Annotated in this window: 12 protein-coding genes; 8 read left to right on the forward strand and 4 right to left on the reverse strand. The window is 53.6% G+C overall.

The window, feature by feature from the left end:
• Positions 1 to 20: 20 nt before the first annotated feature.
• The gene (locus AC2FJV_RS07575) at positions 21 to 911 is read right to left on the reverse strand and encodes a LysR substrate-binding domain-containing protein (RefSeq protein WP_142637687.1); all 891 of its coding nucleotides are present in this window, start codon (positions 909 to 911) and stop codon (positions 21 to 23) included.
• A 119-nt stretch (positions 912 to 1030) separates the two neighbouring features.
• Here AC2FJV_RS07575 and AC2FJV_RS07580 point away from each other — a divergent pair, with 119 nt between their 5' ends.
• From AC2FJV_RS07580 to AC2FJV_RS07600, 5 genes are all read left to right on the forward strand, one after another.
• The gene (locus tag AC2FJV_RS07580; RefSeq protein WP_281995490.1) at positions 1031 to 2218 is read left to right on the forward strand and encodes a 2-aminoethylphosphonate--pyruvate transaminase; all 1188 of its coding nucleotides are present in this window, start codon (positions 1031 to 1033) and stop codon (positions 2216 to 2218) included.
• Between the two features lie 19 nt (positions 2219 to 2237).
• Positions 2238 to 3482 carry a phosphonoacetate hydrolase gene (gene phnA / locus AC2FJV_RS07585; RefSeq protein WP_271949911.1) on the forward strand — a complete coding sequence of 415 codons (1245 nt, stop codon included), beginning with the start codon at positions 2238 to 2240 and terminating at the stop codon, positions 3480 to 3482.
• Positions 3483 to 3485: 3 nt separating this feature from the next.
• Positions 3486 to 4949: a phosphonoacetaldehyde dehydrogenase gene (gene phnY, locus AC2FJV_RS07590; protein WP_496713269.1), complete on the forward strand. Its 1464-nt coding sequence runs from the start codon at positions 3486 to 3488 to the stop codon at positions 4947 to 4949.
• A gap of 107 nt (positions 4950 to 5056) precedes the next feature.
• The gene (gene pbfA / locus AC2FJV_RS07595) at positions 5057 to 6409 is read left to right on the forward strand and encodes a (R)-1-hydroxy-2-aminoethylphosphonate ammonia-lyase (RefSeq protein ID WP_281973209.1); all 1353 of its coding nucleotides are present in this window, start codon (positions 5057 to 5059) and stop codon (positions 6407 to 6409) included.
• Positions 6410 to 6713: 304 nt separating this feature from the next.
• Positions 6714 to 8378 carry a Na/Pi cotransporter family protein gene (locus AC2FJV_RS07600; protein WP_496713271.1) on the forward strand — a complete coding sequence of 555 codons (1665 nt, stop codon included), beginning with the start codon at positions 6714 to 6716 and terminating at the stop codon, positions 8376 to 8378.
• Between the two features lie 454 nt (positions 8379 to 8832).
• Here AC2FJV_RS07600 and AC2FJV_RS07605 read toward each other — a convergent pair whose 3' ends face one another.
• Positions 8833 to 10401: a trimethylamine methyltransferase family protein gene (locus AC2FJV_RS07605; protein WP_496713273.1), complete on the reverse strand. Its 1569-nt coding sequence runs from the start codon at positions 10399 to 10401 to the stop codon at positions 8833 to 8835.
• A gap of 103 nt (positions 10402 to 10504) precedes the next feature.
• On the opposite strand from AC2FJV_RS07605, the gene AC2FJV_RS07610 reads away from it, so the two are divergent.
• The 3 genes from AC2FJV_RS07610 to AC2FJV_RS07620 all read left to right on the forward strand — a co-directional run bounded on the left by AC2FJV_RS07610 (position 10505) and on the right by AC2FJV_RS07620 (position 12557).
• Positions 10505 to 11377: a LysR substrate-binding domain-containing protein gene (locus tag AC2FJV_RS07610; protein WP_496713275.1), complete on the forward strand. Its 873-nt coding sequence runs from the start codon at positions 10505 to 10507 to the stop codon at positions 11375 to 11377.
• 92 nt (positions 11378 to 11469) lie between these two features.
• Entirely contained in the window at positions 11470 to 11988 is a 519-nt protein-coding gene (locus tag AC2FJV_RS07615) for a dihydrofolate reductase family protein (protein ID WP_496690049.1), read from the forward strand.
• Positions 11985 to 12557 (forward strand): TetR/AcrR family transcriptional regulator, encoded by a 573-nt coding sequence (locus tag AC2FJV_RS07620; protein WP_496690050.1) that lies wholly within the window; start codon positions 11985 to 11987, stop codon positions 12555 to 12557. The genes AC2FJV_RS07615 and AC2FJV_RS07620 overlap by 4 nt, the downstream gene beginning before the upstream one ends.
• Positions 12558 to 12809: 252 nt before the next feature.
• Here AC2FJV_RS07620 and AC2FJV_RS07625 read toward each other — a convergent pair whose 3' ends face one another.
• The gene (locus AC2FJV_RS07625) at positions 12810 to 13502 is read right to left on the reverse strand and encodes an MOSC domain-containing protein (protein ID WP_281973215.1); all 693 of its coding nucleotides are present in this window, start codon (positions 13500 to 13502) and stop codon (positions 12810 to 12812) included.
• Complete coding sequence (locus tag AC2FJV_RS07630) at positions 13499 to 14044, reverse strand: MarR family winged helix-turn-helix transcriptional regulator (protein ID WP_281995484.1); 546 nt, start codon at positions 14042 to 14044, stop codon at positions 13499 to 13501. The genes AC2FJV_RS07625 and AC2FJV_RS07630 overlap by 4 nt, the downstream gene beginning before the upstream one ends.
• Positions 14045 to 14185: the final 141 nt, after the last annotated feature.

Genomic DNA, 14185 nt, shown 5'->3' on the forward strand with positions numbered 1-14185 from the left:
TTTAGGCATCTCCCCACCGATCACTGATTGGTGGGGTTTTGTTTTTCTTCTAGAACAGAATTGGCGAATTTCATGAAGGCGCGAATGGTCTTCACCTCACGCCGTTGGGAGAGATAGATCATACTTTCTCCCATTTGCAGGTCGACGTCTTGCAGCTTGATTTGTCTGAGACGGTCGTCGTGACCGTATTCTGCCTGGGACACGAACCCGATACCTGCACCTGATGCCACCAACTCTCTGACGGCCTCTCTTCCTTCGGCCACAATCGCCGGTTTCAGCGGCACCCCCCGTTTACTGGCTTCATCTTCGAGCTTTTGACGTGTTTTTGATCCCTGTTCCCTGAAGATGAGAGGCAACTCCGCCAACTCTGCGAGGGACAATGTAGGTTTTGAGGCGAGAAGCAAACTGCGGGCCGTGAATGCCACGATCTCGGTCGAACCGAGGCTAAGAACGCTCATGTCCTTGCCGGGAGACACGCTGCCAACAACACCAATTTCCGCATTGTAAGATCTGAGCTCCTCCAAAATATCCTCGGTGTTGCCAGCGCGGACGGTAATCGTAATGTTCGAATATTTTTCTCGGAACGGTCCCAGAAAGTCGGTCAAGTGGTGCGCGGAATCGGCAAGGATCCGCAGCTCGCCGTCGATCGCGGCCCTCGTTTCTGACAGATAGTCCTCAATCTGATCCTCGATCTCAAAATACTGCTTGGTGTACCGGTAAAGCTGCGTCCCCTCCGGGGTTAGGTTCACTCTTTTTCGCTCACGCTTGAACAACAACAAATCATGATCCTGCTCAAGTTTGCGAACCTGCTCTGAGATTGCTGGCTGCGTCAAAAAAAGCGCCTCTGCAGCACGCGAAAACCCACCATATTTGGCCACGAAATGAAAGGCTTTGAGCTGGCTATGTCGCATTTCAAACTCCTGAAGGTTCGAGCATAGGCTGAGCTTATAATTAGATTGATATTTGCAATTTCACATATAGCTGCGGTTGCTGCAACTGTGTCTTTGAAACGTTGATCTGGAGCTTGGTTATGACGTCTTCTTTTCCTCAAATTGAACAACCGCGTCTCGGCGAGCCCTATCTACTAACTCCTGGCCCCTTGACCACGTCATACGCCGTGAAAGAAGCCATGTTGAGGGATTGGGGAAGCTGGGATGATGACTTTCGGGGTATGACCCAGGAGTTGCGCTCCAGTCTTTTGGCATTGCTTGGCGAGGGCGCCGATGAGTTTGACTGTGTACCGATGCAGGGGAGCGGATCGTTTTCAGTAGAGGCAATGCTGGCTTCGTTCATTCCGCGCGATGGCAAGGCATTGGTGCTGGCCAATGGCGCTTACGGTCAGCGCTCGGCGCAAACGCTCGAGTATCTGGAACGCGATCATGTTGTTTTGGACAAGGGCGACTATCTGCCGCCGCGTGGCTCTGAAGTTGCCGAGATTCTGGCGAATGATTCCGCGATCACCCATGTCGTTGCTATCCACTGCGAAACAAGCTCGGGCATTCTGAATCCGGTAGAGGAAATATCGGAGGCGGTTTACGCCGCTGGTCGCAAGCTTCTTGTCGACTCGATGTCAGCCTTTGGTGCGATCGAGCTGAAGCCTACGGAAGTCCGCTATGAGGCAATGGTTTCGTCCGCCAACAAGTGTATTGAGGGTGTTCCGGGGTTTGGGTTCATAATCGCGCGCAAGAACGAGCTTGAGGATGCCAAGGGCAACAGTCATTCGCTGTCTCTGGACGTTCACGCGCAGTGGGCGCATATGAACAAAACCGGTCAATGGCGATTTACGCCGCCCACCCATGTGGTTGCCGCTTTCATCGAAGCCCTCAGGGCACATGCGGCTGAGGGCGGCGTTTCCGGTCGCGGAGCCCGATACACCAGCAACAGGGATGTTGTGGTCGCCGGCATGCGTGAGCTGGGTTTCGAAACTCTGCTCGACAATCGCTGGCTGAGCCCAATCATCGTAACATTCTTCTGCCCGGCCGATGAAAACTTTGTCTTTGATCAGTTCTACAATCTGATGAAAGAAAAAGGCTTCATCATTTACCCCGGCAAGTTGACCGTCGTCGACAGCTTCCGCGTTGGGTGCATCGGTCAGATGGACGACAAGGTTATGCGGAAAGTTGTAATTGCCGCAAAGGAAACTTTGGAAAAAATGGGTGTGTCGAGTGCCACACCTCCTCTCCAAGCTTTAGAAGAACGCGCCAAACTGGCCGCTTAAGGATCAAGGAACAAACCAAATGACCATCCACACCCCTGTTGAAGCCAACGAGCGTGTCTACCCGATGCCCAAAGTGCCCGCCATTGCCATCTGCCTTGACGGTTGTGAGCCAGAATACCTGGACAAAGCTATTGCTGACGGTCTGATGCCGACGCTCAAGCGAATGCGCGAAACCGGCACTGACCGGCTGGCCCATTCGGTGATCCCGTCGTTTACCAACCCTAACAACCTCAGCATTGCGACTGGCCGTCCGCCTATCGTGCACGGCATCTGTGGAAACTATCTGATTGATCCGGACAGTGGTGAAGAAGTGATGATGAACGATGTGCGCTTTTTGCGTGCACCGACCGTGTTCAAGCAGTTCTATGACGCTGGCGCCAAGGTGGCCATAGTCACTGCGAAGGACAAGCTGCGCGCGTTGTTGGGGGCGGGTCTAAAGTTCGACGACGACCGGGCCAAATGCTTCTCTGCGGAAAAGTCCGACACGTCGACCCAGGCTGAGCATGGTCAGGAGAAAGCAAGCGCATGGTTGGGCATGGCCCAACCCGAGGTCTATTCGGCAGAGTTGTCCGAGTTTGTCTTTGCTGCGGGTGTCAAATTGCTGAAAGAGTGGAAACCAGATGTGATGTATCTGACCACCACCGACTACGTGCAGCACAAATACGCACCCGATCAAGCCGAGGCCAAGGCATTCTATGAGATGTTTGACAAATATCTGACCGAACTGGACGCCATGGGCGCTGCCATCGTGGTCACCGCCGACCACGGCATGAAGCCCAAGCACCACGCCGATGGCTCGCCCAGCGTGGTATATGTGCAGGATCTGGTGGATGAATGGCTGGGCAAGGACGCGGCCCGTGTCATCTTGCCGATCACGGACCCCTATGTGGTGCACCACGGCGCACTTGGGTCGTTTGCCACCTGCTATCTGCCCGAAGACGCGGATCGCAACGACATCATCGGCAAACTGAAAGCTACACCCGGCATCACCCACGTGTTGACCAAGGAAGAAGCGATCAAGCGTTTTGAACTGCCCGGTGATCGCATTGGTGATATCGTGATGGTCTCGGGTGAAAACATCTGTATCGGTACCTCTGAAGACCGCCACGATCTGGCCGCTCTCAACGAGCCGCTGCGCAGCCACGGTGGACTGACCGAGCAGGAAGTTCCATTCATCGTAAACCGGGTTATCGACTTGGGGACTGCGCCCGAGTTGCGCAATTTTGATGCGTTTTTCTATGCAACTACAGCGGCGGCGCAGTAATCCATGAAAGATCAAACCATGTCTAAAATCGAAATCCGCAATGAAGGAATGCGCATCGGGGGCGAGATCGTCTTTACCGACGAAACGGTGCCGGTTCTGTACCCATACACAAACGAGATTGTCGGGCATGTACCCGCCGGCAAGGCAGAACATGCGCGCAAAGCGTTCGAAGTCGCGGCGAATTACACTCCAAAGCTCACACGGTATGAGCGCAGCCAGATCCTGCAGCGTGCGGGCGAGTTGATTGGTGAACGTCGTGAATACCTTGCCAAATGGCTGACGTTGGAACTGGGTATCTGTCACCAGCATGCGATTTATGAGACCAAGCGTGCGCAAGATGTCTATCAGTTCGCCGCCGCTGAGGCGATGAAGGATGATGGCGAGATCTTTTCATGCGACCTGACCCATAATGGCAAAGATCGAAAAATATTCACCATGCGCGAGCCGGTGAATGCGATTTCGGCAATCACACCATTCAATCATCCACTTAACATGGTCAGCCACAAGATCGCGCCATCAATCGCGACCAACAACTGCATGGTGTGTAAGCCGACGGAACTGACGCCGCTGACGGCGCTGACATTAGCTGACATCCTCTACGACGCGGGTCTACCACCCGAGATGTTCCAAGTGGTTACCGGCTGGCCAGGTGACATTGGCGACGAGATGATCACCAATGAAAACATCGACATCATCACATTCACCGGCGGCGTGCCGGTGGGTAAGATGATCGCCGAAAAAGGTGTTTACAAGCGGCAAGCTCTGGAACTGGGGGGCAATGACCCTCTGATCGTTTTGAACGATCTTTCTGACGCGGACCTTGAGAAGGCCGCGACCATTGCTGTGGCAGGCGCCACCGGCAATTCGGGTCAGCGCTGCACTGCGATCAAACGTATTCTGGTGCAAGAAAGCGTGGCCAACAAGTTTGTGCCATTTGTTCTGGAAAAGGCGAAGAAGATCAAGTTCGGCGACCCACAAGACCCCGAGACCGAACTGGGCTGTGTCATCCATGACAAGGCAGCTGAACTGTTCGAAAAACGCGTTTACATGGCCGAGGCCGACGGCGCAGAAATCCTCTATCATCCGGGCCGTCAGGGTGCACTACTGCCGCCCATCGTGGTCGATAAGGTCCCCCATGACAGCGAGCTGGTGATGGAAGAAACCTTTGGCCCCATTGTGCCCATCGTTCGGGTTCCGGACAATGACGACGAGGTGATGCGTATTTCGAACGGTACCGAATTCGGCCTCAGCTCAGGCGTCTGTACGAACGACTTGAACCGTGCGATTGCCTTTATCAACGGTCTGAACGTGGGCACCTGCAACATTTGGGAACAACCCGGATACCGTATCGAAATGTCCCCCTTCGGAGGCATCAAGGACAGCGGTAATGGGGTTAAAGAAGGTGTCATCGAGGCAATGAAGTTTTTTACTAACGTAAAAACTTACTCGCTGCCCTGGCCACGCTAGTTTTTGTGCCCCGTCCCGACCCGGGTCGGGGCACCACAAGTTCCTCCCTGGTACTGGCGGACTTTGCGAGGTCCGCATTTTTTCACAAGCGGCGTTGAGGAAAAAGCATGTCACAAATCGTCCACACGGAAGGCGAATCCAATACTTCCAGCGCGCGAAAAGCATGGATGAAGGAATCTATAGGGCCTAAATCTTCACCCTTGCTGAAACGCGACGCTAACGCGTTTCTCCACCAGTCACTGTCCTCGCCATGCGTTAGCACCATTGCCAAAGCTGAGGGGATTTGGGTCGAAGACCTGGACGGCCGCCGTTACATGGATTTCCATGGCAATTCAGTGCATCATATCGGTTACGGACATCCCCGTTTGATCACCGCGATCAAGGCGCAACTGGATGACCTGTCTTTCGCACCCCGTCGCTTCACTAATGATCCCGCGGTTGAATTGGCCGAAAAGCTCGCCGAAATCGCGCCAGACGACCTTGGGAAAATGCTGTTTACGACCGGCGGCTCTGATGCAAACGAGGTCGCTCTCAAGATAGCGCGCGCTGCCACCGGTCGGTTCAAAACAATTAGCTTCTGGGATGCCTTCCACGGTGCCGGTTTTGGCGCCGCAAGCGTCGGAGGCGAGGCGACATTTCGCAGCCATATAGCCGGCCCGCTTCTCCCGGGTGCAGAGCACGTGGCACCTTTTGCCTGTTACCGATGCCCGTACAATCACGCCGGCCCAGATACCTGTGGGTTGGCTTGTGCAAAAATGGTCGAGTTCGTTCTAGAACGCGAGGGAGACGTAGCTGCGGTCATCGCTGAGCCTATGCGCGCGGTGCCTTATGTGCCGCCACCGGGCTTCTGGAAAGCTGTGCGGGAGGCGTGTAATCGTCACGGGGCTCTCTTGATCATGGACGAGATTCCCACGGGGCTTGGAAAGACCGGCAAGATGTTTGCCTTTGAGCATGACGAGATTATCCCTGACATCGTCACCTTGGGTAAAGCACTTGGCGGAGGCATCCTGCCGATTGCAGCTTGTATCGCGCGAACCAAACTGGACGTCTGCGGAGACTTTGCCATTGGACATTATACACACGAAAAAAACCCGGTGACTGCACGCGCCGCGCTTACCACAATACAAATCATCGAAGATGAGGGGTTGGTTGACCGGGCGGCTGAGTTGGGCGAGCACGCTATGGATCGTCTGATGGGTGAGCTTCAGAATATCCCGATCGTCGGTGACATTCGCGGCCGTGGTCTGATGTTTGGTGTCGAAATTGTCGATGACCGTGCCGACAAGACACCTGGAAATGCACGAGCCGAGCGGATCTATTATGCTTGTTTGGAAGCTGGCCTAAGCTACAAAATCAGTCAGGGGTGCGTGCTTACATTGTCACCGCCGCTAACGATCACGCGCAAGGATCTCGACTGTGCAATCGACATTGTTGTCAACGCGATTAAGGACGAATGTTAATCTTTGTGGCCATACCTTTAGAGCAAAACACGCCGTTGCTCTCTCTGCTTCCAGGAAAACAGTGGTCAATGGACGTGGAGATCAATTCTCAATTATGGCGCCAAGGGCCACTGCCTACCACCAAGAAAGTGAATGCGTTTTCCCGGTGGAACAGGCGCGTCCGATTTTTTTCAGCAAACTCGGGCGCTGAGCGTTTTATCGAAATTACTCGTCCGCAAAATCACCGGGTCGGTCTCCGGTCGTTGGTTGGCAGGATTGCAGCGCACCCTGTTATTCCAAGCAAACCGTGGGAGTGAGGTAGAGCATGGCGATAGTCAGCTTTTTAATCAGCCTTGCTGGCGCGACGATGTTGCTGCTTTTTGCAGTTCGAATGGTACGCACTGGAATTGAGCGCAGCTATGGAGCGTCGTTCCAGCGCGTTTTGACGCGACAGCACAGTTACCTGCAGGCCTCATTTGTGGGTCTGATGATGGCGGTTGTACTGCAAAGTTCGGCGGCAGTGGCGCTGTTGACCTCTGGGTTTGCTGCCAGTGGAATGTTGAGTTTTCCTGCCGGTCTGGCGATTGTGCTCGGAGGCGATCTAGGTTCAGCACTGATCATCCAGATTCTTACGTTCCGGTTGGACTGGCTTATTCCAATGCTGCTGGCGATTGGAGGCTATCTATTCGTCAAGACCGAAGCCAAAAAAGCCCGACAACTAGGGCGCATTCTGATGGGCGTTGCCTTTATCCTGATCTCACTTCGGTTCCTTCGTGAGGCGATGGACCCGATTCGGGACAGTGCATTTTTACCCACAGTCGCGGATTACTTGTCGCGCGACTATATCACTGCATTTCTTGTCGGGAGTGCCTTAGCCTTCGTCATGCATTCCTCGGTTGCGGCCATCCTTATGTGTGTGACACTTGTGCAAATTGGAGCGATCCCATTTGCCGCCGGAATGTCTTTGGTTTTTGGCGCGAACTTTGGCTCGGCCTTCATTCCGGTATGGCTAACCCGAGGAATGCCAGTGACTGCCCGACGAATACCCTATGCAAATTTGGCGCTGCGAGGCAGTTGGGCGTTGGCTAGTTTGTTTGCAGCAAATTTTGCCCTACGAACCGGGCTTTTGGGCGACCCGCAAGGGGGGCAAATGCTAGTCAACGTGCATCTTGCTTTCAACCTGTCGCTTTTGGTTTTAGCCCTTCCGTTTTGTGGACACTGGCAGAACTTGCTCGAAAGGCTCTTGCCAGACCAGCAGAAAGTACAGAAGTCGCAACCCGCACAACCGGTCAGCGCATTGGACATGGAAGACGTGGCAAATCCCAATCAGGCCTTGCCGAGCCTCAAGCGTGAGCTGCTGCGGATGAGCGATCTTCTCGAAACCATGTTCCGTCCTGCTCTTGAACTTTACCGCAGCGGAGACAAAGAACAGATCCGGTCAGTTCAGGCCATTGACGAGGACGTAAACCGGTGCCTCTCGGGTATTCGAGCCTTCGTCGCCGCGATACCCCCTGAGCTATATGAAAAACACGATGCTAAAACCGCACGCGACCTTATGGAGTTTGCGATCAGGCTTGAAACGGCGGGTGACGTTGTTGCCAAACGCCTGACTGTATTGGCCGGTGAAATGCGGGCCAAAGGCTCAAGCTTTTCGCAAGATGGCTGGTCCGAACTTGTTCAGATGCATGAAGGTATTCTTGCAAACATGAAACTGGCATCAAATGTACTTGTTTCAGACGATCTGGAAAGCGCCCGGCTTCTCAGCCTTGAGAAAACCGAAATCAAACGCGTGGAACGTGAAAGCCGCAAGCGTCACCTGCGCCGGTTGCAGCATGGAACAACGGAAAGCTTCGAAACCAGTGATATTCATCTAGAGACATTGCGGGCTTTCCGGGAGTTCAACAGTCATATTGCATCGATTGCTTACCCGGTCCTATACCAGAACGGACAACTTCTCGAGACACGATTGATCAACGAAATTGCTGAATAGGCCCGAGCCGGTCTCAATGCGAAGACAAGAAAAGAGCGAGAACAAAGGCGACTGGAAACACCGAAGTGAGTTCGTTCTCGAAATCAAATTTTGAAATTGTTCAGTGTCTTCCAAAACCTGAGCCCAGCACTGCGCAGTGCACAAGGGTCTAAGTAACCGGATTGAAGGATCCCACCAATCAACCCGAAAACGCGAAAAGATCATCGGTCCCGACAAGTCACTCTGGCAGACTCAGAGATTTCTGGTTGCCCATGACCAGATCACCATCAGCTCCCGTCTCCCCGCTATCAACCGACTTCAGCTTTATACCACCATGCCCGATCAGATGCCTTCCAGTTTTGGATCAGCTATGCCCGCGAAATGTCCTCCTGACGACATAGGCGCCGACGTTCTTCAATCTTGCTCAAGCAAGTTGGCAATCCCGGCAGAGTTCTTAGGTATTGGGTATTCCGTTCTAGTACCATTCATCCGGCATTCGCGCTTTGCGTTCTGACACGAAGTCTTCAAGCGCGGCTTGTATGCCGGGTTTCATTTCAGGACGCTGGTAATCGTTCAACATCTGATGCCACCGCGCGGTGGCGCGTTGATCTGACGTGAGAGCACCATTTTCAGACCAGGTCTCGAATGGCCCTGCGTCAGAAATTTGTGGCTCATAATTTGCTGCCGCATAGTGGCGCAGCGTGTGTTTGGTCGACAGGAAATTTTCGCCCGGGCCCGTTTCAAAATAGGCATCACGGCCAAATGCCTCCTCATTCGTTTGGAAGCCCTGCAGCAGTTTCAGCATCGCGCCACAGTGGTCGAGATCCATGATGAATTTCTCGTAGGACATCACAAGCCCACCTTCGAGCCAGCCCGCCGCATGCCAAACCTGATGGGCCCCGGACAAAAGCGTGGACCACATTGCACCGGTGCTATCCTGCAACGCTTGCCCGTCGGGCGCATTGGAGGCGGTGATCTGTCCGCCGCCGGACCGCACAGGCACGCCAAGCCTTCGTCCCAATTGAGTAAGCGCCATCGTGGTCATGTTCGCCTCGGGCGATCCAAAGGTCAGAGCGCCCGTGCGCAAGTTCATTGTGGAGTGGAACGAGCCGAAGACCACCGGACAACCAGGGCGCACCAGTTGCGCAAGCGCAATGCCAACCATCGCTTCTGCCAGAGTTTGCGCCGCTACCGCCGCCGGCGAAAGCGGCCCCATGGCACCCGCGAAAATCGCAGGGGAGACGCAGACACATTGGCCGGCCTCCGCATAGATACGCAGAGCCGACGACATGGTATCATCATAAACCAGCGGCGAATTGACATTGATATTTGCCTGCATCACCGCGTGACACTTCATGAAGTCGCGCCCAAAAACCAAGCGTGCCATCTCGATACTATCCCGCGCACGCTCGGGTGCTGTGACAGATCCCATAAAGGGTTTGGTCGACAGCGTCAGATGCGCCAGCATCATGTCCAGATGTCGTTTGTTCACCGGTACATCTGTCGGCTCGACCACCGTGCCGCCGGAATGGTGCAAGGCAGGCGCAGTGTAGGCCAGTTTGACGAAGTTGCGGAAGTCCTCCAGCGTCGCATAGCGGCGGCCATTCGCCAGATCGCTGACAAAGGGAGAGCCATATCCCGGCATCAGCACAACGTTGTCGCCGCCAAGTGTCACGGTTTTGGCCGGGTCTCGGCCATGCAACTGAAATTCACTAGGAGCGGTAGCGCAAAGCGCGCGGACGTGACCCGGTTCAAACCGTACACGTTCGCCATCGATGCGTGCACCGATTTGGGCGAAGTGATCCAGCGCGGTACGATCCCCCCGGAACTCGACACCAATATTGCTTAGAATCCAATCGGCTTGATCTTCGACCCGGGTCAGTGCCGTTTCGCTCAGAAGATTGTATGCAGGTATCTTGCGCCCTGTGAACGTCGTGCTTTCAGAGGGCTCATTGTCACGGGCCAAGCGGCGTCGGCGCACGCGTCTACGGTGCCCCGCCGGTGTTGATGTGTCTGCTACAGCGTTCAAAGGGTTCAACGTCATCTTTTTGTTTCACGCAACTAGATGCAAATTTTGGGCTTAAAAAATTGCCTTGAAAATCGAAAATTTCTTTTCTCAGCGTTCAAAAAAATTGTACGCTGTGCTCATGACTGCCCGCTTTCATCACCACGACTTGCTTAGGCTATTTGCCGAGATCGCCCGCTATTCCAGCTTTTCGACGGCGGCGTCGGCGCTGAATATGACAAAGGGCGCGATCAGTTATCAGATCAAAACGCTTGAGGCCGATCTGGGGATGGCTTTGTTTCAGCGCACAACGCGCGGTGTTACACTCACCGGTGAAGGACTGAAACTGCTCGCAATCTGCCAGACCCGATACGAAGAAATCGAAACCGAAATTCAGGCGTTGAAAGGGATTTCATCGCGCTCTTTGACTGTTGGTGTCTCGACCTACTTCGCTGCGCGCTGGCTGTCGCCGCGCCTGATGTCATTCATGCAAAGCCACCCGGACGTGCAGCTTCGCATTCAACCGATGGTCGAGTTTTCGCAGACAGAGATGCAGGAAGTGGACCTGGCAATCAGGTGGGGCAACGGGAATTGGAGCGACGGCACCGTTACACCGTTCATGCACTTACGGCCCTATCCTGTAGGTAATCGGTTGGCGGCAGACCTGGTGAATGAGTTGGGAATAGAAGGCGCAATGTCGCAACTTACGTTGCTGAGAGATCGTGATGACAGCAACGCCTGGTCTGATTGGCTGAACGTCGCAAAGCTTCCCCGACAATCAAGGAGAGATGCGCTAATCGTTCCTGACCCAAATGTCCGGGCGCAAGCAGTCATCGACGGACAGGGAATAGCTTTGATGGATGATCTGGTTCGGGACGATCTAAATGCTGAAAGACTGTTTCGGTTGTCGGAAACCGATCTGCCCGACTATGGGTATTTTTTGGTTCAACCGCATAGCTCCGCTCCAACCGGCGCAGTACAGTCCTTCTCGGACTGGATTCTGGGTCAATCGTAGCAGTCATTCCCCTTGAGTATCCTCAGAGCCGTTATTATACAGCATATAAATAAATCACAGGGACCCAGAAGATGCCGACAGGACATATCATGATGGCAATGAGCCTAGACGGTTTTGTCGCAAGGCCAGATCACAGGCTGGATTGGTTGGAAAAGCAACCCACTGCCGACGAAGATCACGGGTTCGCCGCGTTTCAGAGTAGCGTCGACGTGATCGTGATGGGGTCCGGATCGTACCGGACAGTTCTGGGATTTGGGGAGTGGCCTTACACGAAACCGGTGGTGGTTCTCAGTCGCTCAATGAAACCCTCAGGCATTCCAGATGAACTGCGCGATAGAGTTGAAGTTTCAGACAAAACACCCACTGATTTGATGGAGGATTTTGGCGCGCGTGGTTACAATCGAGTTTATGTGGATGGCGGTGCAATCATCCAATCCTTCCTCAAAGCCGGGCTGATTGAGGACATGCAGATTACCTTGGTTCCCATTCTGATCGGTGAAGGCATTCGGATCTTTGGTAAAACAGAAGGTGACGTTGATCTGGAATTGGTTTCGGTTAGCAGCTTTTCCTCCGGTCTGGTAGATCTCGATTACAGACTGAAAACCAGGTGACGAAAGCTTCTCCACCAGGGCGACCGTCAAAGGCTGCACAGCGCCTTTCGAAGCAAGTGATCCTGCAGGCCGCATTGCCGATTGCCCAAAGCAAAGGTGTTGATGCGCTATCGTTTCGCATACTTGCCGATCAGCTTGACGTCACTCCGATGGCCGTGACCTATCACGCAGGTAGCAAGAAGCAACTATTGTCCGATCTGGTGGAACTTGCCTTTGCAGGCGTCTTGGATGGAGTGAATGGTGGCAACCCGGTCAAACGCGCACGCTGCATTATGGCGACTTACTATGGTTGCGCTTTGAAGAACGCCAATCTACTCCGTGCAATCCTAGACGATGTAACGCTCATGAGCGCGGACCTCATGAACGTGGCCGAGGAATTAAAAGTCAGCACGGACCAACTCGAAAACAGCGATGGCGGTGATGTTCTTGTTCACGTGCTGATCGACTATGCACATGGGTTTGTGCTCTCAGCCTCGAGCGGAGAAGACAGCCCCCTGACAATAGACGATTTTCTGCGTGGGGTTGACTGGATTCTTGCTCAAGCGGCGGGTGACCTCGCCGCGACGTGATATGAGAAACATGCCCATCAGAGGGTGTCCTCAAGCAATGAGCAGTTTGCGTCATTCAATTCTGACCCTAACGTCAAGTAGTTCTGCCCCAAGGCTACTAACTTTCATCGAAGCTAAGGCTTATGTCTCAATTGAGTTCGGTTTGCCAAAGGATTGATATTTGGCGGCTGGCTGCTTTCGTATTCTCGATTGTTTTCGGTTCGAGGAAGGTGCGTTATCGCCAACCACGGCTTAAATGCTTCATAGAATGCCTCAGGCACCTAGTCTCGCCGATGTATCCTCTATGGCGTTGCCTTCCGCCATTCGGCAGAACGCTTGTCGCCAACTTTGAGCCAGTTCTTTCATCTGAGACAACACCTCGGCATCTTCTGGCAGAATGCGACGAGTCAACCTTGCACGTGTGACGGCCAATACAGACCAATTGGGATTTAACCTTTCAACCAAGGTAATCCGATCACCGGAACCAACTTCGCCAGGTTCGAGCACACGATAGTACCATCCGGTTCGGCCCGTCTTCTGAAACTGGTAAGGCATTTCCTTGTGCCCCGTATGTAGCCCGAGTTTCCAGCACGGTTGCCGCCCCTGACTGATTTGAACAACCGCCGTACCCAGTGACAGGATGTCGCCAATGCAGAGGTTTTCCTCGGTCAGCCCCGTTGTTGAAATGTTCTCACCGAACGCCACTGGCAGTGTGCCGGGTGCTATTAGGCCCTCTGCTTGCCAAGCCGAGTAGTGATCAAAAGCATAATGATGGATGGCTTTGTCTTCGCCTCCATGCACGGTCAAATCTGCCTGTGCATCCTCGGAAAATCCGAGCGAGGTAATCAACTGCCGCCCGTCCACCCTGTCTTTTTGAATGGCCGATGGAGGTTTGCCTTCCCAACAATCTTTGACCGCTCCGACAAATATGCCGTCGATGTTCGCCGATAAATCAAAATGGTTCATCTGGCTTCCTCGTGCTCGATACAGATCTTGTCTTTTTCACCGACGTCCAATGATACACCCAACAGTTTGCAGAAACCGTTTTCCGTCGTGGTATCATGGTATGTGCAGGATTTGCATTGGCCGAATGATCGGCCTCCATTTGCGGCCAGAGCCAGACTGAGGCTTTGCATCAGACCCTGTTCAAGCATGACTTGGTTTTCTACGGGCATATCTCCAATTGCCTGTGCAACAGGGTTCGGCTGACGTACAATTTTGACCCCTTCCTTGGTCAGGTCATAAGAGATCGACCGTTGATCAAGCTCTTTGCGATGCTCTTCTACATAGCCCTTGCGCGTCAAAGCCTTGAGCGTTTGTGACATCGTTCCACGGGTTGTTCCGATATACTCTGCAACTTGCGACGGCGAGCGCGAAAACATGTTCGCCTCTGCGAGGTACTCGAGCGCCATCCTCTGAGTCGGGTTCAAATCTCCCGCCCATCCTTCGGAAGCATCAATACGGGCCAAACGGTTGATTAGCGTGCGTATGCGGTGGTCTGTGTTCATAACACTTTTAGTAGCGAGTCGAAATTATAGTTGCAATGCATTTCTCGCTATAGTAGCGACTCGATATTATTTGATTGGAGACACTCATGAAACTCTCAATGCTCACTTCCACTTTGGCGCTGGTCATCGGAGGCACGGCTC

The organism is Ruegeria sp. CDSA241, from assembly GCF_059611265.1.